Raw genomic sequence first — 20,105 nt, forward strand, 5'->3', positions numbered from 1 at the left:
AGCCGATGCAACTCATCGGCGTCAAGGTGATGAACCAGGTGAACCTTGCTGCCCATGCCAAATCAGGTGGATCGGGCCCGCCTCAATGGAAGCCTTCACACGCCGTCGGTATTACGGCCATTCGACCTCCTCGTACGTCCAATCCAAGTTAACGTGACAATGCCATTGCCCGGCCTGTTCGTCGCGCTGTCGGGGGCCAAGGGCTTCATGACCGCTCCCGCGGCGGGGCGCCTGCTTGCCCACCTCGTCGACGGGCAGGCCGTTCCGGACTGGTTCGCCCGCCTGTCCCCGGCCCGCTTCGCCAGTGGCGAGGAGCTGGAGAAGGAGCCGGCGATTGTGTGAGGCGCCGTTGCACAGAGGAGGGGAGGGGCGTGCCGTCGGCCGGGGCAGACACCCGCCCCGTCTTCCCGCCCCGTCTTCCTGAGATCGCGTTGCCCCGTTCACGTCGCTACCAGCGGAAAACCGCGCTCGGGGCAAAGCACACGCTTGACGCCGAGCTTAAAACCTATTTTCCTATATGGAATAAGAAAAATAAAACCATTAACAATTGTTGTTTCTGGTGCGGCGACCGTCCGGCGACGCTCCCCCTTCCTCTCCCCTTTAAGCAGGAGACTCGGCATGAAGGCTTCGGATGACTTCCACTGGATGCTGATCGCGTCGCTCAGCCCGTCCTGCGCCTTGCCGTTGCCACTGCCGCCGGACCCTTCGGACGACGCGCCGGACCGGACGCTCACGCCGCACCGGACGCACGCGGAACAGCCGCCGCTCAGCCATTGGCTGGCCTTGGGGACCGGCGTCGTCCTGGCCGTCCTTCCGATTCTGGTGGCCGCGCTGGCCTGATCCGCAGCCACACCCGGCCTCGGCCGCACCCAATTCCCGGACGGACGACCACCATGACCGATCCCACCCTTCCCAACCTGTCCCGCCTGCGCGGCTTCATCGTCGCCTTCACCCGTCTGGTGGAGCGGCTGGGCGACGACGAGGCCGCCATCCTGGACGCGGGACGCGGTCTCCTGACCGGGCTGATCGCCGTGGACAATTGGCTGCCCGACGCCTTCGCGCAGCCCGATCCGGTCCATTACCGGCAGTACCTGCTGCATTGCGATCCCCATGAACGCTTCTCGGTCGTCAGCTTCGTCTGGGGGCCGGGGCAGTGCACGCCGATCCACGACCACACCGTCTGGGGCCTCGTCGGCGTGCTGCGCGGGGCGGAGCATTCCCAGCGTTACGAGTTGCAGGATGGCCCGCCGCTTGCCACCGCCGCCGACCTTCTGCCGGTCGGATCGGTGGAGGCGGTGTCGCCGCGCATCGGCGACGTCCACGCCATTTCCAACGCATTGTCCGATCGACCGTCGATCAGCATCCACGTCTATGGCGGCAACATCGGCGCCATTCGGCGGTCGGTCTTCGATCCGCTGACCGGCGAGCGCAAGCCTTTCATCTCCGGCTACGCCAACAGCGCCCTGCCCAACCTGTGGGACCGCTCGAAGCCCGTTCCGCAAGCCGCATAACAGGTCCCGGAAAGCAACCATGCCCGTCACCGCACCGCTCGCCACCCGCAAGCCGGCGGAGATCCGCCGCGACTGGATCGACCGCAGGGAGGTCGCCCTTCTCGACGCGCGGGAGGAGGGCCCTTATTCGCTGGCCCACCCGCTGTTCGCCGTGTCGGTGCCGCTCAGCCGGGTGGAATTGCTGGCCTACGATCTGCTGCCGCGGCGCGACGTGCCGATCACCGTCTACGACAACGGCGAGGCCTATGCCGAGCCGGCGGCGCGGCGGCTCCAGGCGCTGGGCTACCGCGACGTGACGCTGCTGGAGGGCGGGCTGGCCGGCTGGATCGCCGCCGGGTTCGAGGTCTACCGGGACGTCAACGTGCCAAGCAAGGCGTTCGGCGAGTGGGTGGAGCATCACCGCCACACCCCGTCGCTGTCCGCCGACGAAGTGAAGACGCTGATCGATAGCGGAGCCGATCTGGTCGTCCTCGACGCCCGGCGCTACGAGGAGTTCCAGACCATGGCGATCCCCGGCGGCATCAGCGTGCCGGGGGCGGAGCTGGTCAAGCGCGTCCACGACATCGCGCCCGACCCGCGGACGCTGGTCATCGTCAACTGCGCCGGGCGCACCCGCTCGATCATCGGCACGCAGTCGCTGGTGAACGCCGGTATTCCCAACCGCGTGGCGGCGCTGCGCAACGGCACCATCGGCTGGACCCTGGCCGGGCTGGAGCTGGCCCGCGGGCGCGACGGGCGCTTTCCGGCTGTGTCGCCGGAGGGCGACGCCAAGGGCCGCAAGGCCGCCCGCGCGGTGGCCGACCGGGCCGGCGTTGGGCGCATCGGCCCCGCCGCGCTGCACGCCTTCCGCGGCGATGAGCGGCGCACCCTGCACCGGTTCGACGTGCGCACGCCGGAGGAGTACGAGGCCGGCCATCTGCCGGGCTTCCGCCACGCGGCGGGCGGGCAGCTCGTCCAGGCGACCGACGAGTATGTCGCGGTGCGCGGCGCCCGCATCGTGCTGGCCGACGACCCGGCGGGCGGCGGCGGCCCGCGCGCCGACATGACCGCCTCCTGGCTGGCGCAGCTCGGCTGGGAGGTGCATGTGCTGGAGGGTGACGTGGCGTCTCTGGGCATCGAGAGCGGCTCCGACCACCGCCGCCTGCCTCCCGTCCCTGACGCCGGGGCGGAGACGGTGGCGCCGCGCGACCTGCTGGCCCTGCTGGAGAACGGCGAGGCGGCGGTGATCGACATCGCCCGCAGCCCACGCTACCGCACCGGCCATATTCCGGGGGCGTATTTCTCGACCCGCGCGCGTCTGGGCGGGACCATCGCCCGCCTGCCGAAGGGCGTGCGCCCGGTGCTGACCTGCTGGGACGGCACGCTGACCCGCTACGCCGTCGCCGACTTCCCGCCCGGAGCGGTCCCGCTGCTGCTGGAGGGTGGCACGAAGGGCTGGGTGGCGGCCGGGCTGCCGCTCAGCACCGGGCTGGAGCGCTTGGGGTCGGAGCCGGACGACGTCTACAAGCGCCCCTACGAGGGCACCGACAACAGTGCCGCCGCCATGCAGGGCTACATCGACTGGGAGCTTGAGCTGGTGGACCAGCTGAAGCGCGACGGCGCTCACAATTTCCGCGTCATCTGACGAACTCCGCAACGGGACACGCCATGACCATTTCCACGCGCTTCTCCGCGCTAGGCCGCCGAGCGCTGCTCGGCTCCGCGCTGCTGCTCGCTGTCGGCTTCACTGGCCTGACCCCGGCTCCCGCGAAGGCCGAGGCGACGGAGGTCCGCTTCGCCCGCAACCTCGGCCTCGGCTACCTGCCGCTCTACGTCATGGAGGACAAGGCGCTGGTGGAGAAACACGCCCGCGCCGCCGGGCTGGGTGCGGTGACGGTCCGCTACACCCCGCTCGGCAACCCGACGACGATCACCGAGGCCACCCTGTCCGGCAACGCCGACTTCGGGGCGGCGGGCGTGCCGGCCTTCATCATCGCCTGGGACAAAACGAAGGGGAACGCCAACCTGCGCGGGCTGGCCGCCCTGAACGCCCAGCCGGCCTATCTCAACACCAACCGGCCCGAGGTGAAGGGCCTGAGGGACTTCACCGAGACGGACCGCATCGTCGTGCCGTCGGTCCGCGCCTCCTATCAGGCCATCGTGCTCCAGATCGCCGCCGAGCAGGTCTTCGGCCCCGGCCAGCACGCGCGTCTGGACCCGCTGACCGTCTCGCTGGCCCATCCCGACGGCACCGCCGCCCTGCTGTCCGGCCGGACGGAGATCACCGCCCACTTCACCAGCCCGCCCTTCCAGGACCAGCAGCTCCGCGACCCGAAGATCCACAAGGTGCTGAGCAGCTACGACGTGCTGGGCGGGCCGGCGTCCTTCAGCGCGCTGTGGACCTCCGCCGCCTTCCACGAGGCTAACCCGCGGCTGACCAAGGCGGTGCTGGCGGCGCTGGAGGACGCGGTGGCCCTCATCAAGGCCGACCCTAGGGAGGCCGCCCGCGCCTACATCCGCATCGAAAAGTCCAAGCTGGGCGAGGAGGAGGTGGCGGCGATGATCGCCCATCCGGAGGTGTCCTACGACCTCGCTCCGCGCGGCATCGGCATCTTCACCGACTTCATGGCGCGCATCGGCTCGATCCGCAACCGGCCCGCCGACTGGCGCGACCTGTTCTTCGCCGACATCCACGACCGCACCGGAAGCTGAGGGCGTTTCCATGAGCCACCCCGCCTTCACCGCCCATCCGGTCTCCCCCACGCTGGGGGCCGAGATCCGTTGCATCGACCTGTCGCGGCCGCTGGACGGCGCCACCGCCGCCGCGCTGGCCCAGGCGCTGGACCGCCATCTGGTGCTGGTGTTCCGCGGCCAGACGCTGTCCGACGCCGACCTCGTCCGGGTGTCCGGCCATTTCGGGCCGCTCGACAAGGCGCCGATCACCGAGCATGGCCGGCTGCACGCGCCGGGCTTCGAGGAGGTCTACGTCATCTCCAACGTCACGGAGCGGGGCCGCCCCATCGGCGCGCTGGGGGCGGGGGAGTCGGTCTGGCACGCCGACATGACCTATCTGAAGATCCCGCCCTACGCCAGCAGCCTCTACGCGCTGGAGGTGCCGGAGGAGGGCGGGGACACCGGATTCATCAGCATGTTTGCCGCCTACGACGCGCTGCCGGAGAATCTGAAGCGGCGGGTCGGCGGGCTGTCGATCAAGCACGACAGCACGACCAACAGCGGCGGCTACCTGCGGCAGGGCTTTGCGCCTCCGACCGACCTCGCCACCTCGCCGGGCACCGTGCATCCGCTGGTCATCGCCCACCCGGTGACCGGGCGCAAGGCGCTGCTTTTGGGGCGCCGTCCGCACGCCTGCATCCCCGGCCTGCCGCCGGCGGAGAGCGAAGCGCTGCTCGACGCGGTGTGGGAGGCGGCGGTGCGCCCGGAGCTGTCCTGGCACCACCAATGGCGGGTCGGCGATCTCGTGATGTGGGACAACCGCTGGACCATGCACCGCCGCGATCCCTTTCCCGAAGGCCAGCGCCGCCGCATGCACCGCACCCAGATCGCCATCCCCGCCCTTCCATGCCGGCAGGGCTTCGCCATGGGTGTCACGTTCGGGACTACCCCGTCAGAAAATGCTCCAGTCCGGTGATGGCCGCCCGGTCGCGATAGACGGTGGGAAGCGCGGCGGTCTGGCGCGCCGTGCGGATGCTCCGCGCCGTGGGGTCGCGCCCCAGGCGAATGGCGTCCTCGATGAAGTCGTCCGCGCTCATGTTGACGGCATCGGCCATGCCGAGGCGGTCCAGCAGGGCGGCGGCAAGCCGTCCGCGCATGAAGCGGCCACGCGCGGTCACCACCGGAAGCCCGGCCTCCACCGCCTGCAGGGCCGTGTTGAATCCGGAAAAGCCGATGCTGTCGAGATAGATGTCCATCACCCGCAACGTGGCGAGATACGCGTCATGGTCGAGTTGGTCAGCCAAGACGCAGTGTTCCCGGCTGTCGATCCCTTGCAGGGCGAAGGCCCGTTCCAGCCGGTTCTCCAAGCCGCGGCTGACGTTGTCCTGGCTGTGCCGGAAGAACAGGAACCGGCTGCCGGGGACGGCGGCGGCGATGGAAGGAAACACATGGTCGTGCTGGGGCAGGTATTTGAACAGGCTTTGGCTGCACAGGAACGCCGGAGCCCCGTCGGGCAGGCCGAACCGGCGGCGCGTGACCGACGCGAAGGGCCGCCGGGTGGGCTCCACGTGACAGCCCAGGTTGGGCAGCCGGACGAGGCGCTCGCTGTAAAAGGCGTCGCCGTCCGGCGGCTCCAGCAGGTCGCCCGACAGGTAATGGTCGAGCGTGGGAAGCCCCGTCGTGTCGGGATGTCCCCACGCCACGGCTTGCACCGGTGCGAGGCGTAGCGCCGCGAGCCGATAGGTCATGGGTTCCATGCCGACCTCGGGGAACAGCAGCGCGTCGGGCCGGTCGGCGGCGATGGTCTCCGCCCAGCGCTCCACGGCACCGAGTCCGCGCCGGAACACCGCGCAACGCGATGCGGCCAGGGCGGTGCATGCATCCTCTTCCCCGGTGACGTGATATCCCAGGAGGGTGAAGCGTTCCGGATCGAGCTGCGTGAGCCAGCCGGCCAGGATCGCCCGCCACACCGAATGGTCGTGGAAATAGGACGAGACGATCCCGACCCGCAGTCGCGTGCGGGCCGTCCGGAGGCGGCTGGATGCGTTGGACGCCTTCGGGATGGTCGGGGTGCGGTTTCCGAGGCGTGCCGCCATCAGACCGGCCATGATGCCGCCATGGGTCTCCTGCAAAGCCCGGTTGTCCATGCCCTGGTAAGCCAGCAGGAAGGGCAAATGCGCGCCCGCGAGGTCGGAGGCGTTCCGCCGCGCCTCGGCCGGCGCGGTAGGGCCGATGAGCCGGTCGAGCGCGGCGAGGTGGCGTGCGTAGGCTTCCCGTCTGGACGCCAGTTCCGCCTCGTCGACGTAGACATGGCGAAGCTGCCCGATGCACAAGGCCAGCCGGCACCCGGCGTCATCCGGTGCGACCTCCACGCCATGGGTCAGGAAGCCGGTGGCCGCGACGTCATCGCCCCGGCCGGCGTGGAGCACCCCCAAGGCGTACAGCAGTCCCGGATGGTTCGGCGCGGCGCGCAACCCGTGATCCAACACCCGCGCTCTGTCGGGAGGGCGATGTCCGGACGACGCGCTGCCGAGCCCGACATAGGCGTCGCCGTTGTCAGGCTGGCAGGCGATCGCCCGGCGGAATGCCTCCATCGCCGCTTCGGTGCGCCCCAGATCGGCGAGCGCCGCGCCGAGATTGACCAGCATCATCGCGGAGCCGGGCGCGAGCCGCGCGGCGCGGCGGAAGGCGATGGACGCCTGCTCCACGGCGCCGACGGCGCGCAGGAGGTTGCCAAGGTTGTTGCAGGCCGCGCCATGGGTGGGGTCGAGCGTGATGAGACGGCGATAGGCCGCCGCCGCTTCCGTCGCCTCCCCCCGCGCCCGCAGCATCCGCGCGAGGGAGAAGCACAGGCCGCTATCCTCGGGCTTCAGGCGCAGGAATTGGCGGAGCACCGACACGGCCTCATCGGTCGGAGGGCCCTGGACCAGGATCGGGGCCAGTCCGGCGAGTGCATCCGGGTGGCCGGGGCGCAGCATCAGCGCCCGGCGGTGGAGCGCCGCCGCCTCATCCGCACGGCCCAGCGCCATGGCCAGCTTGCCGAAGTTGGCGTGGAAGTCGGCGACGTCCGGAGCACTGGCGATGGCGTGGCGGATCCGCGCCATCGCCTCCAACGGGCGGCCCTCCTGCCCGTGGAGCACACCCAACAGGTGCAGCGCATGCGGTTGGTCCGGCTCGACGGCAAGGATACGTCCGTAAAGCTCCCTGGCTTCCGTCAATCCGCCCTGGAGATGATATTCGACCGCAAGTTCCAGCGCTTCCTGTACCGTCGCCATGGGGAACTCCCGCCCGCCTCGTCGTTGATCGGAGCAACCTGTCCGCCACGCCGGCGGTCAGGACAGGCAGAATCCGTTCGTGCCGCCTGATGAGGTGCGAAACAGGCTGGGCTGCGCTCTCCCGCTCGCGCGCTACCGGGCCACGGCTTGGCCTCATCGATCCGCAGCAAGGGGCCGCGGTTGTGCTTGCGTGGCATCGTCTTAAACCACGAGGTCACAATGGCTGTCGAACGGATTCCGGCCGGTTGCGGCGGCTTTCGCACCTGCTTGGTCAGGGGTCGCGGCGGTTGAGGGCCATTGTCGGTCCGAAGACGCAAGATGCGCTGTCCACACCATTCTTCGAGCGTCCGGAGAGGACCGTGCATGGCCATCTGACGCGGCAATGGGTTGGAAGAGCAAGGCAAAACAATTTTATAGTGTTAAAATATATTTCTTACACAGAAAAACCGTTCGCGCTGTTGACTCATAGACTACTTAATAAGTAGGTTTATGGGGTCGGCATTAGACACCTCCGGCCGCGGCAATTTGAATCGCAGCTTGCGCCGCGTCATCAACCGCTAAAGCGCCACGATCACGGTCGTGGGTCCTCAAGGGAGTGACCGGACATGCCAATCGTCGCCGATCCCCGCGCCAACCTCCGACCTTCGGCCGTCTCCTGTCCTGCGGGCATGGGCGGTTGCCGGAACGGCTGTCGGCGCCGCTGATCGCCGCATCGTCTCCACAAACAGTCCCGGATTGTCCAAACGCCAGTGGCGGAAGGCCGCGCCTTGCCCGCTCGCTCGCCCACGGTCCGACCGGGACCACCGCCACGCGAATGCGGGGCAAGGAAAAACGGCCGGATCGCACAGACAGAAACGCGGCGGCCGGGCTATCGAAAGGGATGACACGATGACCCAGTTCGCATCCGCCGATACCGTCGGCACCTCCATCGCCCGTCTCGCCATTCGTCCCGTCGCGGGGCGCATCGGGGCGGAAATCCATGGTGTCCGGCTGTCCGGCGACCTTCCGCCGGCGGTCCTGCGGGCCATCCGGCAGGCTCTGGGCCGCCACAAGGTGCTGTTCTTCCGCGAGCAGACCCATCTGGACGAGGCCGGGCAGGAGGCGTTCGGTCGCCAGTTCGGCAACCTCGTGCCGCACCCGACGGTGCCGTCCCTGGCGGGCACCGCCAACATCCTGGATGTGGACGGCAGCCGGGGCGAGCGCGCCAGCTCCTGGCACACCGACGTGACCTTCGTTCCCGGCTATCCCGCCATTTCCATCCTGCGCAGCGTCACCGCGCCGGAGCGCGGCGGCGACACGCTGTGGGCCAACACGGCCGCCGCCTATGCCGAACTGTCGCCGCCCCTGCGCGATCTTGCGGACCGGCTGTGGGCGCTGCACTCCAACGTCTACGACTATGTCGGCGACCGTCAGAGCGCGTCGGAACAGGGGCTGCACCGCTACCAGACCGTCTTCACCTCCACCCGCTACGAGACGGAGCACCCACTCGTCCATGTCCATGCGGAAACCGGCGAGCGCTCGCTGATCCTCGGCCATTTCGTGCAGCGGATCGTCGGGTTGCCGAGCACCGACTCCCGCCTGCTGCTGGAGCTGTTCCAGAACCATGTCGTCCGCCCGGAGAATGTGGTGCGCTGGCGCTGGTCCGCGGGGGACGTCGCCGTCTGGGACAACCGGGCGACCCAGCACCGCGCCGTGGATGATTACGACGAGCAGCCGCGCATCGTCCGCCGCGTCACCGTCACCGGGGAACCGCCGGTCGCCGTGGACGGTCGGCGGAGCTTCCTGCGCTCGGTCACGCCGCCGCAGTCCGCCTCCTCGTCCATTGCTGCCGAATAGCCGCTTCACCGGAACCCTCTCCCCTCAGGGAGAGAGGGGATCTTCGACGCGATGGCTTTCCTTCATCCCATTCTTCGCCGCATTCGATACGGAGCATTCCTATGGCCCTGACGCATGAATTTTCCCGCCGTCGCCTTCTGGCGGGTGCCGCGGCTTTCGGCGGCGGCCTGCTGCTTCCGGGCAAGGCGCCGGCCTATGGCGGGGCCAAGCCATTCTCCGGCGTGACGCTCAACGTCTCCACCTTCAACGCACCGTTTGCCCGTATCCTGACCAAATGGCTGCCGGAGTTCGAGGAGGCGACGGGCGCCAGGGTCGTCTACGACACGCCGGCCTTCCCGGTCTACAATCAGCGCGCCGATCTGGAGCTGTCCACGGGCGGTGCCGCCTACGACGTGCTCAACATCACCTTCATCTATTCCAGCCGCTGGATCGGAGCCGGCTGGTTCACGCCGCTCGACAACTACATCCGCGATGCGAACCACACGCCCGCCGACTGGGACGTGGAGGATTTCCTGCCGGGCCTGCGGGCGCCGGAAAGCGACAAGGCCGGGCGGCTCTACGGCATTCCCTGGACCGTGGACACCTTCATCTCCGGGGCGTCGCGCTTCGACCTGTTCAAGACCGCCGGGCTCGGCCTGCCCGACACGACGGACGAGTTGGTCACCGCGCTGAAGGCCGTGCACGGGAAGGAGAAAGTGGCGGGGTTCGTCACCGACAACCATTATGGTTGGACCTTCGTGCCCTTCCTCCAGGCCTTCGGCGGCAACGTCTTCCGCAACCCGCCCGATGATCTGACACCGGTGCTCGACACGCCGGAAGTGGTTGCCGCCGCGGAGTATTTTGCACGGATCCTGAAGGAGTTCGGCCCCAACGGCGTGCTCTCCTACACGGAGGACCAGGCGCTCCAGGCGTTGCAGAACGGGCGGGCAAACTATTCGGCGATCGGGCAGACCTATCTGTCGCAGGTCGGCGGGCCGAACAGCAAGACGGCCTCGACCGTCGCGTACAGCCCGGTGGTGCGCGGCCCCGCCGGACGCTTCCCCGGCGTCGCCACCCACGGGCTGGGCATTCCGGCGGCCTCGAAGAACAAGGACGCCGCCTGGGCCTTCATCCAATGGGCGCTGTCCAAGAGGAACACCCGCCGCGCCATCGTGGAGGAGCGCTACGCCTCGCCCACCCGCCGCTCGGACTTCGAATCCGCGGAGTTCAAGCGGATCGCCACGGTGAACGGCTACGACCTGTCGGAGATTATCGCCTCCGCCGTCGATCTGGCGGCCAGGCAGGGGCACATGAAGTACCGCACGGTGCCGGTCTATCCGCAGGTGGACCAGCAGTTGAACAAGGCCATCGCCAACATCGTCTCCGGCCAGCTGTCGCCGAAGCAGGCCATCGAGCAGGCGCAGGCCGGGTCGATCACCGACCTGCGGCGCGCGGGCGTCGCCATCTGACCGGCGGGATGCGGGGGAGGGCACGGCCATGGCCTTTCTGAATCCGGCGCGACCGAAGGCGGAGCGGGCACCCGCCGGCTGGGAACAGACCTGTCGCCGCGCCTATCTGGCGGGGCTTCTGCCGGCGCTGGTCGTGCTGGGGGTCATCACGCTGCTGCCGGGGCTGTTCCTGCTGGGGGTCAGCCTGACCCCGCTCAGCCTCGTCAACCCCGGCACGGTGTTCGACTTCTCCGATCCGCTCGGCAATTACCGCGAACTGCTGCGGGACGCGCGGTTCCACAACTCGGTTCTGCTGCAGTTCCACCTGTCGGCGACCAGCGTCGGGCTGCAACTGGCGGTGGGGTTGGGGGTGGCCCTGCTGCTGAACGTCCGCGCGCGTTTCTTCGAGGCGATCCGCGCCGCCTTCCTGATCCCGATGGTGCTGCCGCCCATCGTGGTCGCGCTGATCTGGAAGATCCTCTACACGCCGGACGTCAGCCCGCTGCACCGGCTGCTGGAGGCGGCGGGGCTGCCCATCGACTCCCTGATCACCGATCCGACGCTGGCGATCTGGGCCATCGCGGTGGCCGAGACGTGGCAGTGGTTTCCCTTCACCATGCTGATGGTGCTGGCGACGCTGCAACTGATCCCGGATGAGCCGCTGGAGGCGGCGCGGATCGACGGGGCCAACCGCCGGCAGGTGTTCCGCCACATCATCCTGGCCTATCTGCGCCCGGCGCTGGTCGTCTGCGGCCTGTTCCGGCTGATCGACAGCCTGAAGGCCTTTCCGCTGATCTACGTCCTGACCAACGGCGGGCCGGGCACCGCGACGGAGGTCACCAACTATTACGGCTTCATCGAGGCGTTCAACTTCTCCTATTGGGGCTACGCCAGCGCCATTGCCGTCCTGATGCTGGGCGGCGTCTTCGCGGTGAGCTGGCTGGTGGGCCGCCTGGGATGGAACGAGGTGCACCATGACTGACGCGACGCGGGCCGCCGCGGCTCCCCTTCCCGCCCGGATCGCGGCATGGCCCGGACGGGTGCGGCCGCTGCGCTGGCGGCGGCACCGCATCGGCCTGCATGCGGCGGCACTGGCGCTGCTGCTGCTGGTTCTGTTCCCCTTCGCCTGGATGGTCCAGATGGCGTTGCGCCCCGCCGACGCGGTGCTGGACGACGCGGTCCTCTTCCTGCCGACGCTGGAGAATTTTGTGGCGCTCTGGCAGGGGCATTTCCCGAAATCCTTCCTGAACAGCGTGCTGGTCAGCAGCCTGTCCACCGCGGCGTCCCTGGCCTTGGGCGTGCCTGCGGCCTATGTGCTGACCCGCTGGCGTTTCCGGGCGCGGCGGCGGGTGGCGTTGTGGATTCTGGCCACGCGCATGGCCCCGCCCATCGCCCTGACGATCCCCTTCTTCCTGGCCTACCGCTGTGTGGGCTTGCAGGATTCCGTGGTCGGGCTGGCGCTGATCTACATGACCTTCAACATCTCCATCGTCGTCTGGTTCATGCAGACCTTCTTCGCGGCCATTCCCCGGTCGCTGGAGGAGGCTGCCTGGATCGACGGCTGCGGGGTGTGGCAGGCGTTCCGGCGGGTCACGCTGCCGCTGGCGGCGCCCGGTCTGGCGGCGACGGCGGTGTTCTGCTTCATCTTCTCCTGGAACGACTTCTTCTTCGCGCTGATCCTGACGCGCACCAACGCCGTCACCGCCCCGGTCGCCATCACCAATTTCCTCCAGTACGAGGGGTGGGAGTGGGGCAAGATCGCCGCCGCCGGCACGCTGGTGATGCTGCCGGTTCTGGCCTTCACGCTGCTGGTCCGCAAATACCTCGTCCGCGGGCTGACCGCGGGCGGCCTGAAGGATTGAGGAGGGAAACGCCATGGCGTCCGTGATCATCCGGGACCTCCGCAAATCCTACGGCGGCACGCCGGTCCTCCACGGCGTGTCGGTCGACATCGCCGACGGGGAGTTCGTGGCGCTGGTCGGGCCGAGCGGCTGCGGCAAGTCCACGCTTCTGCGCATGATCGCCGGGCTGGAAGAGGCCGGGGAGGGCGAGATCCGCATCGGCGGACGCCTCGTCAACGACGTGCCGCCGAAGGACCGGGACATCGCAATGGTGTTCCAGAACTACGCGCTCTATCCCCACATGACGGTGGCGCAGAATCTCGGCTTCGCGCTGACCCTGAAGGGCGTGGACCGGAGAGAGATTGCGGCGCGGGTGGTGCGCGCGGCGGAGGTGCTTGGCCTGTCGGCCCTGCTCGACCGCCGGCCGGGCCAACTGTCGGGCGGGCAGCGGCAGCGCGTCGCCATGGGCCGGGCCATCGTGCGCGATCCCCGGCTGTTCCTGTTCGACGAGCCGCTGTCCAACCTGGACGCCAAGCTGCGCGTGCAGATGCGGGCGGAGATCAAGGCCCTGCACCAACGCCTGCGGACCAGCGCCATCTACGTCACCCATGACCAGATCGAGGCGATGACCATGGCCGACCGCATCGTCGTGATGCGCGACGGGCGGGTGGAGCAGGCGGGGGCGCCGCTGGACCTCTACGACCGCCCGGCCAACCGCTTCGTCGCCGGTTTCATCGGGTCACCGGCCATGAATTTCCTTACGGGGCGGATCGCGGTGAACGGCCGCACCTCCTTCCGGCTGGACGGCGGGCCGGACCTGCCGCTGTCCGCGGTTCCGCCGGAGGCGGACGGACACCCGGCGGTGCTGGGTCTGCGCCCGGAGCACGCCCTCATCGACCCGGAGCAGGGCGTCCCGCTTCACGTCGCGGTGGTCGAGCCGACCGGTTCCGAAACGCAGGTGGTGGGGCAGCTTGCCGGGCAACCCTTCGTCGGGGCGTTCCGTGAGCGCGTGGCCGCGCGTCCCGGCGACGTCCTGCCGTTGCGCCTGCCGGCCGCCTCCGCCCACCTGTTCGACGCCGGCGAAGGGCGGCGGCTGGTGTGGGGTGGGGCTTCATGACGCCCACCGTTCCGCACATGGCCCGCCCTCACAGGGCCGCCCTCACATGGCCCGCACGTAGGCCGTCTTTACGGAGGTGTAGAACTCCACGGCGTAGCGGCCCTGTTCGCGCGGGCCATAGCTGGAACCCTTGCGCCCGCCGAACGGCACATGGAAATCCAGCCCGGCGGTCGGCAGGTTGACCATGACCAGTCCGGCCGCCGAGTGGGCGCGGAAATGGGTGGCGTGCTTCAGCGACGTGGTGCAGATGCCCGATGAAAGACCGAAGGGCGTATCGTTGGCGACGGCCAGGGCCTCGTCGTAATCCTTGACGCGGACAACGCTGGCGACCGGCCCGAAGACCTCCTCGCGGTTGATGCGCATGGCGTTGGTCGTCTCGGTGAGCAGGCACGGCGAGAGGTAGAAGCCGGGCGTGTCCCGCTCCAGCACCCGACCGCCCCAATGCCGTTGTGCTCCTTCCCCCTCGGCGGTGGCGATGTGGGAGAGATCCTGCTCCAGTTGCCGTTCGTCCACCACTGGACCGATGTGCGTCTCGGGGCTCAGCGCGTGCCCCACCACCAGCCGTTCCAGCCGCTCCGTCACCGCCGCGACGAAACGATCATGGATGCCCTCGGTGACGACGAGGCGCGACGACGCCGTGCAGCGCTGTCCGGTCTGGAAGAAGGCGCCGTTCACCGCCGCCTCCACGGCGATGTCCAGATCGGCGTCGTCCAGCACGATCAGGGGATTCTTGCCGCCCATTTCGAGCTGGCATTTGATCATGCGGCCGACCGCCCGTTGCGCCACTCGGGTTCCCGTCGGGACGGAGCCGGTGAAGGTGATGGCGTCCACGCCGTCGACCAGGGCATCCCCGACCACCGAACCCGGCCCCATCACCAGATTGAACACGCCGGCCGGTACGCCGGCGCGCGCGATGATGTCGGCCAGCGCCCATGCCGATCCCGGAACAAGCTCGGCGGGCTTGAACAGGACGCAGTTGCCGTAGGCGAGCGCCGGGGCGATCTTCCAGGCCGGAATGGCCATGGGAAAGTTCCACGGCGTGATGATGCCGATCACCCCGACCGGCTCGCGCATGATGTCGACCTCGACCCCCGGACGCACGGAGGCGACCTTCTCGCCGGGGATGCGCAGGGCCTCGCCGGCGAAGAACTTGAAGACCTGGGCGGCGCGGACCACCTCGGCGATGCCGTCCGCCCGGATCTTGCCTTCTTCCCGCGACAGCAGGGTGCCCAACTCCTCCCTGCGCGCCAGCAGTTCGCCGCCGACCGCGTCGAGCGCATCGGCGCGTTGCAGTGGGGTGCTGTGCGCCCAGGCCGGAAAGGCCGCCCGTGCCGCCTGCGCGGCCTCCGCAACCATCTCACGGCTGGCGACCGCGTAACGGTCGATGACGTCGCCGGTGTCGGACGGGTTGATGTTGGCGAGGGCGTCGTCTCCGGCCACCCACCGCCCGGCGATGAAATTGTGCCTCATGCGCGTTGTCTCCGTTCGCTTGCGGACCGGCCGGTCACGCCTCGTCCCGCTCGGCCGTGGCCTCCGGGTCGGCGGCATCGGACATCAGGTGCAGGGCGGGCACCGTCCCCATGTCGTCCACGAGCGTCCTGCGCTCCGGAGCGAGGTCGGCGAGGGCGAGGCAGTCGTCGAAGGTCAGCATCTCAGGCGCTCCGTGTCCGCATTGCCTGCTCGCGCAGGCTGGTCACCGTGTGAGTCGGGCTGATCGCGTCGGGATCGATGACCAGTTCCAGCAGGGCGAGGCGTCCCGCCGCCATGGCGCGTTCGAAGGCCGGCATGAAGTCGCCGGTTTCGGTGATCCGTTCGGCATGGGCGCCGAAGCTCTGCGCCAGCGTGACGAAGTCGGGATTCGTCAGGTCGGTGCCGCTGACCCGGCCGGGATACTCGCGTTCCTGGTGCATGCGGATGGTGCCGAACATGCCGTTGTTGACCAGCAGAACGACGATCGCCGCCCCGTACTGCGCGGCGGTAGCCAACTCCTGCACGCTCATCATGAAACAGCCGTCCCCGGCGAACGCCACCACCGGCCGTTCAGGGTGCAGCAGCTTGGCCGCGATCGCCGCCGGGATGCCGTAGCCCATCGAACCGGAGGTCGGGGCGAGCATGGTGCGGAAGCGCCGGTAACGGTGGAAGCGGTTCGGCCAGATGGCGAAGTTTCCGGCGCCGTTGGCGATGATGGTGTCCGGCGGCAGGCTGTCGCGCAGCCATTCCATGATCGCACCCATCTGGAGCGGCCCCGGAATGGACGGGGGCGCCGTCCAGGCCAGATAGGCGTCATGGATGGCCCGCGTCCGTTCCGGGTCCCGGCGCCGCTCCGGCGGCGCCAGAGCGGCCAGGGCCCTGGCCGTCGCGCGCATGCCGGCGTTGATGGCCAGGGTCGGCTGGTAGACGCGGCCCAACTCCTCCACCCCGGCATGGACGTGCACCAATGTCTGGCGCGGGAGCGGGATGTCGAGCAGCGTGTAGCCGCCGGTCGTTGCTTCGCCCAGGCGCGGCCCGACGACCAGCAGAAGGTCGGCGCCCTGGACGGTCCGGGCCAGGGCCGGATTCACGCCGAGGCCGAGATCGCCGGCGTAGTTCGGGTGGGTGTTGTCGAACAGATCCTGGCTGCGGAAGGAGACGCCGACCGGCAGGTCCCAGGCCTCCGCGAAACGCCGGATGTCGTCGCACGCCTCCGCCGTCCATCCGCCTCCGCCGATCATCAGGAACGGCCGCTCGGCGCCGCGCAGCAGGCGTTCGAGTTCAGCCAGGTCCTCCGGCCGCAAGCCGGGCTCGACGGGGCGGTAGGGCTTCGCCGGGCGGACCGCCGCCGTTTCGACCAGCATGTCCTCGGGAAGGGCGAGCACCACCGGTCCCGGCCGGCCGGATGTGGCCGTGGCGAAGGCGCGGCTGACCATCTCCGGCACGCGGCCCGCCTCGTCGATCTGGGCCACCCATTTGCTGAGCGGGCCGAACATGCGGCGGTAGTCGATCTCCTGGAAGGCCTCGCGCTCCTGCGCGCTCCGCTCGATCTGGCCGATGAAGAGGATCATCGGTGAGGAGTCCTGGTGCGCGATGTGGACGCCGTGGCTGGCGTTGGTCGCGCCCGGCCCGCGGGTGACGAAGCAGATACCCGGCCGTCCGGTGCATTTGCCATAGGCCTCGGCCATCATCGCCGCCCCGCCCTCGTGCCGGCAGATGGTCACGGCGATCTCCGGGGCGTCGACCAGCGCGTCCAGCACGGCCAGATAGCTTTCCCCCGGAACGCAGAACACACGGTCAACCCCGTGCAGACGCAGCATGTCGACAAGAAGGCGTCCACCGGTCGCCGAGCCGGGTCCGTTGCTCATGGTTTCTTCCTTTTTCAGTGCGCCCGACCGGCGGGCGCACGCCTCCCTTCGCTTCGGCAAGGAGCCGAAGCGGCGCATCAGTGTCGCAAGGCGTTTGGGCTTAGGAGGAGGGGCCGGTCTTGGCTTCGCCGGCGACCGCGAAGTGCTGCGGCTCGACTTCGTTCAGGATGATGCGGACACTCTCCCGCGGCGCACCCAGGGTGCGGTGGATGGCGTCCGTGACCTCGCGGTACATCGCGGCCTTCTTGTCCTGCGGCCGGCCTTTGATCAGGGTGATGTTGACGATGGGCATGTCTCTTCTCCCTCGGGGATTTCCTGGGTTCTTCTTACTTTCCGACCACATGCGCGACGGAGCGGAGGCTGCTGAGCTGGTAGGGCATCAGCTTCGCCACGCGGACCAGCTCCAGGCCGATGTCGGCGACCCTCGCCTCGTCCATGTCGCGCGAATGGCCGGTCACCACCAGACAGCCGACATGCCCGTTGTTCCAGGTGGGGATGTTGGCCGCGATGGCGGTCAGGCCGAGATGGTGTTCGTCATGGGCCACCACATAGCCTCGCTCGGCGGAGGTGGCGAGGTCCCGCTCCAGATCGGCCTGCTTGGTGATGGTCTGCGCCGTGAAGGCCTTGTAGGGCTCCGGCCCGAGGACGGCGGCGCGCTGCTCCGCATCGAGGCTGAGCAGCAGGGCCTTGCCGGACCCGGACCCGTGCAGGGGGCCGTGCAGCCAGGTGTTGTAGTAGGGGGAGAGCGACCCCGGAGCCTGGGCGATGTCGGTCACCATCCGCTCGGTGCTGAGATAGAGCACGAGGACGACGGTTTCGCGCAGCGTGCGCGCCAGCTCGATCAGGATGGAGTGGGATTCGCGCCGAAGCTGGTTGATGGGGTGCATCAGCGGCAGCGGCAGCAAAGCCTTGGGCGAGGGGGCGTAGCGCTTGGAATCGGCCAGACGGACGACGTAGCCGCTGTCCTCCAGCGTGCGCAGGAGGCGCAGGGTCGTGCTCTGGTCCAGGCGGGTCAGAGTCGCGATCTCGCCCAGCAGCAGCGGCTGCGGCGCGTCCACGATGGCGTCGAGGATCGCCAGCCCGCGGGCCAGCGTGCCGGCCGGCCCTTCGCGCTCGCCGTCGCTGTTGGCCTTCGTCCGTTCCTCGTCCGCGCTCTTCACCATGGCTCTGCCCTGCGTCGTTGTCCGGCCGGGGGACTGCGTGGTTTTCCGGCCCAGCCGTCGGACCTGTGCTCTATCGGAAGATGTGTCAAGACTTTTGCGCGTCATGGCTTTTCAGGGACCCCTCAGGACCGCGCGGCGGCTGTGGTCGCAACCGGGTCCGGCCGCTCCGGATCGAGCCAGCGCCGGGCGACCTCCGCGCCGCCCTCGTCCAGCGCCGGCGGTGGGGTGGGGCAGGGGAGGCCGTCACCGAACTTTACGGGATAGCGGACGACGCGAATCGGGCCGCCGCGTTCCGTCTCGAATCCATGGATCAGATCGCGCCCCGCGACCTGATCGGACGCCAGCGCCTGGGCGACCGAGCGCACGGCGCCGGCGGGCAGGCTGCGGGCTTCCAGACGCTCCATCCAATGGGCGCGGGGGTGTTCGCGGAAGCGCGCGGCGAGCCGCTGGCTCAGCCCGGTCCGGTTGGCGACCCGTGCGGCGTTGGTGCGGAAGGCCGGATCGTCGCGCAGGACCGGGTCGTCGAGCACGCCGTCGCACAGGGTGCGGAACTGCCGGTCGTTGCCGATGGCGAGGACGAACGGCCCGTCGGACGCCTCGAACACCTCGTAGGGCACGACGTTCGGGTGCGCGTTCCCGTAGCGTTTGGGCTCCGCTCCCGTGGCGAGCGCTCCGGCGGCCACGTTGGCCAGCGCTGCCAATTGGCAGTCGAACAGGGCGACGTCGAGGAACTGGCCGCGGCCGGTGGTCTGGCGGCCCAGCAGCGCGGCCAGGATCGCCTGCGACGCGTAGAGGCCGGAGAAGAGGTCCGACACAGCGACGCCGACCTTGGTCGGCGGCCCGTCGGGGAAGCCGGTCACCGACATCAGGCCGGTTTCGCCCTGGATGACGAAATCGTAGCCGGCGCGCGCCGCTTCCGATCCCGTGCGCCCGTAGCCGGAGATGGAGCAGTAGATCAGGCGCGGGTTGACCGCCTTCAGGTCGTCGTATCCCAGCCCGAACCGGTCGAGCGTGCCGAGCTTGAAGTTCTCGATCACGACGTCGGCCTCGCGGGCGAGATCGCGGATGAGGTGCTGGCCCTCCGCGCTCTTCAGGTCCACGGCCAAGCTGCGCTTCGACCGGTTGGCGCAGGTGTAGTAGGCGGCGAAGTCGCCCATGTAGGGGGGGCCCCAGCTCCGCGTCTCGTCGCCGTCGCCGGGGCTTTCGATCTTCAGGACCTGCGCGCCGAGGTCGGCCAGGCACTGGGTGCACCAGGGGCCGGCCAGGACGCGGGAAAGATCAAGGACCCGGATGCCTTGAAGAGGCCCCAGGGAGCGCGGCGCACCCGCCGCCGCTCCGCCATCGAACGCTGTCATGTCATCGATCCATCGTGATCTGTGGCCCGGCCATCGCCTGGGCCGTGGCCGTCCAGGGGGCGCCTCAGAGGGGCGCGCGCATCCCGTCGAGGCCGTCCCAATCGAAGGTGAAGCCGACGCCCGGGCGGTCGGGCGCCAGGATCGTGCCGTCCGCCTCGATGGGCATGGGCTCGCGGAACAGCGGCCCGAACCACGGCATATGCTCGGCATGGATGGCGCCGGCCGAGGACGCCACGAGATGCAGGCTGTGCTCCGTGAAGATGTGCGGGGAGAAGGGCACGTCGTGGGCCGCCATCAGCCCGATCGCCTTGCGGAATTCGGTGTAGCCGCCCATCCGCTGCAGGTCCGGCATCAGGATGTCGGCGGCGCGGGCGTGGATCTGCCGCTTCAGGCCGTAGCGCGTGTACTCCGTCTCGCCGCTGGCGATCGGGGTGTCCAGCGCCGCCGCCAGGGCCGCGCTCCCTTCGTCGTTCCAGGTCGGGACCGGCTCCTCGAACCACACCAGCTCGAACCCTTCCAGCGCGCGGCCCAGCCGCAGGGCGTGGGCGGGGGTGAGCCCCTGGTTGGCGTCCACCATCAGGGCGATGTCC

General features: G+C 69.2%; 19 protein-coding genes. 11 read left to right on the top strand and 8 right to left on the bottom strand.

The features are described from left to right. The first annotated feature begins 159 nt into the window (after positions 1-159). The 6 genes from Q4I23_RS17200 (at position 160) to Q4I23_RS17225 (ending at position 5,139) form a co-directional block, all read left to right on the top strand. On the top strand, positions 160-342 hold the full coding sequence (locus tag Q4I23_RS17200; protein WP_454019891.1) for a hypothetical protein: 183 nt from the start codon (positions 160-162) through the stop codon (positions 340-342). Positions 343-618: 276 nt separating this feature from the next. Continuing rightward, a complete protein-coding gene (locus Q4I23_RS17205; RefSeq protein WP_498526979.1) occupies positions 619-840 on the top strand; it encodes a hypothetical protein in 222 nt (73 codons plus the stop codon). Between the two features lie 53 nt (positions 841-893). Continuing rightward, positions 894-1,511, top strand: coding sequence for a cysteine dioxygenase family protein (locus Q4I23_RS17210; protein ID WP_498526980.1), 618 nt, complete (start codon positions 894-896; stop codon positions 1,509-1,511). Positions 1,512-1,530: 19 nt separating this feature from the next. Then, the gene (locus tag Q4I23_RS17215) at positions 1,531-3,135 is read left to right on the top strand and encodes a rhodanese-like domain-containing protein (RefSeq protein WP_498526981.1); all 1,605 of its coding nucleotides are present in this window, start codon (positions 1,531-1,533) and stop codon (positions 3,133-3,135) included. Positions 3,136-3,158: 23 nt separating this feature from the next. Further along, complete coding sequence (locus Q4I23_RS17220; RefSeq protein WP_498526982.1) at positions 3,159-4,202, top strand: ABC transporter substrate-binding protein; 1,044 nt, start codon at positions 3,159-3,161, stop codon at positions 4,200-4,202. 10 nt (positions 4,203-4,212) lie between these two features. Next, positions 4,213-5,139 carry a TauD/TfdA dioxygenase family protein gene (locus tag Q4I23_RS17225; RefSeq protein ID WP_498526983.1) on the top strand — a complete coding sequence of 309 codons (927 nt, stop codon included), beginning with the start codon at positions 4,213-4,215 and terminating at the stop codon, positions 5,137-5,139. Here Q4I23_RS17225 and Q4I23_RS17230 read toward each other — a convergent pair. Beyond that, positions 5,108-7,438, bottom strand: a complete 2,331-nt coding sequence (locus Q4I23_RS17230) for a tetratricopeptide repeat protein (RefSeq protein WP_498526984.1) — start codon at positions 7,436-7,438, stop codon at positions 5,108-5,110. The two genes, Q4I23_RS17225 and Q4I23_RS17230, sit on opposite strands and share 32 nt — an antisense overlap. A gap of 888 nt (positions 7,439-8,326) precedes the next feature. Between Q4I23_RS17230 and Q4I23_RS17235 the strand changes: the two genes are divergently transcribed. The 5 genes from Q4I23_RS17235 to Q4I23_RS17255 all read left to right on the top strand — a co-directional run bounded on the left by Q4I23_RS17235 (position 8,327) and on the right by Q4I23_RS17255 (position 13,659). Next, the gene (locus Q4I23_RS17235) at positions 8,327-9,274 is read left to right on the top strand and encodes a TauD/TfdA dioxygenase family protein (RefSeq protein ID WP_454019898.1); all 948 of its coding nucleotides are present in this window, start codon (positions 8,327-8,329) and stop codon (positions 9,272-9,274) included. A 101-nt stretch (positions 9,275-9,375) separates the two neighbouring features. Then, positions 9,376-10,722, top strand: coding sequence for an ABC transporter substrate-binding protein (locus Q4I23_RS17240; protein ID WP_498526985.1), 1,347 nt, complete (start codon positions 9,376-9,378; stop codon positions 10,720-10,722). Positions 10,723-10,750: 28 nt separating this feature from the next. Continuing rightward, positions 10,751-11,683 carry a carbohydrate ABC transporter permease gene (locus Q4I23_RS17245; RefSeq protein ID WP_454019900.1) on the top strand — a complete coding sequence of 311 codons (933 nt, stop codon included), beginning with the start codon at positions 10,751-10,753 and terminating at the stop codon, positions 11,681-11,683. After that, positions 11,676-12,563: a carbohydrate ABC transporter permease gene (locus Q4I23_RS17250; protein WP_498526986.1), complete on the top strand. Its 888-nt coding sequence runs from the start codon at positions 11,676-11,678 to the stop codon at positions 12,561-12,563. Before Q4I23_RS17245 ends, Q4I23_RS17250 begins: the two co-directional genes overlap by 8 nt. A 13-nt stretch (positions 12,564-12,576) precedes the next feature. Then, positions 12,577-13,659: an ABC transporter ATP-binding protein gene (locus Q4I23_RS17255; RefSeq protein WP_498526987.1), complete on the top strand. Its 1,083-nt coding sequence runs from the start codon at positions 12,577-12,579 to the stop codon at positions 13,657-13,659. 42 nt (positions 13,660-13,701) lie between these two features. Here Q4I23_RS17255 and Q4I23_RS17260 read toward each other — a convergent pair whose 3' ends face one another. From Q4I23_RS17260 to Q4I23_RS17290, 7 genes are all read right to left on the bottom strand, one after another. Then, the gene (locus Q4I23_RS17260) at positions 13,702-15,129 is read right to left on the bottom strand and encodes an aldehyde dehydrogenase family protein (RefSeq protein ID WP_498526988.1); all 1,428 of its coding nucleotides are present in this window, start codon (positions 15,127-15,129) and stop codon (positions 13,702-13,704) included. Between the two features lie 34 nt (positions 15,130-15,163). Next, entirely contained in the window at positions 15,164-15,310 is a 147-nt protein-coding gene (locus tag Q4I23_RS17265; protein WP_454019904.1) for a hypothetical protein, read from the bottom strand. A gap of 1 nt (position 15,311) precedes the next feature. Continuing rightward, positions 15,312-16,997 carry a thiamine pyrophosphate-binding protein gene (locus tag Q4I23_RS17270; protein WP_498526989.1) on the bottom strand — a complete coding sequence of 562 codons (1,686 nt, stop codon included), beginning with the start codon at positions 16,995-16,997 and terminating at the stop codon, positions 15,312-15,314. A gap of 100 nt (positions 16,998-17,097) precedes the next feature. Next, positions 17,098-17,289 (bottom strand): 2-hydroxymuconate tautomerase, encoded by a 192-nt coding sequence (gene thmT, locus Q4I23_RS17275; RefSeq protein WP_237906856.1) that lies wholly within the window; start codon positions 17,287-17,289, stop codon positions 17,098-17,100. Positions 17,290-17,323: 34 nt separating this feature from the next. Then, positions 17,324-18,160 carry an IclR family transcriptional regulator gene (locus Q4I23_RS17280; RefSeq protein WP_454019906.1) on the bottom strand — a complete coding sequence of 279 codons (837 nt, stop codon included), beginning with the start codon at positions 18,158-18,160 and terminating at the stop codon, positions 17,324-17,326. 122 nt (positions 18,161-18,282) lie between these two features. After that, complete coding sequence (locus tag Q4I23_RS17285) at positions 18,283-19,515, bottom strand: CaiB/BaiF CoA transferase family protein (protein WP_498526990.1); 1,233 nt, start codon at positions 19,513-19,515, stop codon at positions 18,283-18,285. A gap of 64 nt (positions 19,516-19,579) precedes the next feature. Continuing rightward, on the bottom strand, positions 19,580-20,105 hold a 526-nt coding region (locus tag Q4I23_RS17290; RefSeq protein ID WP_498526991.1), incomplete at its 5' end, for an enolase C-terminal domain-like protein.

This window comes from Azospirillum sp. UFLA03-27 (assembly GCF_059803775.1).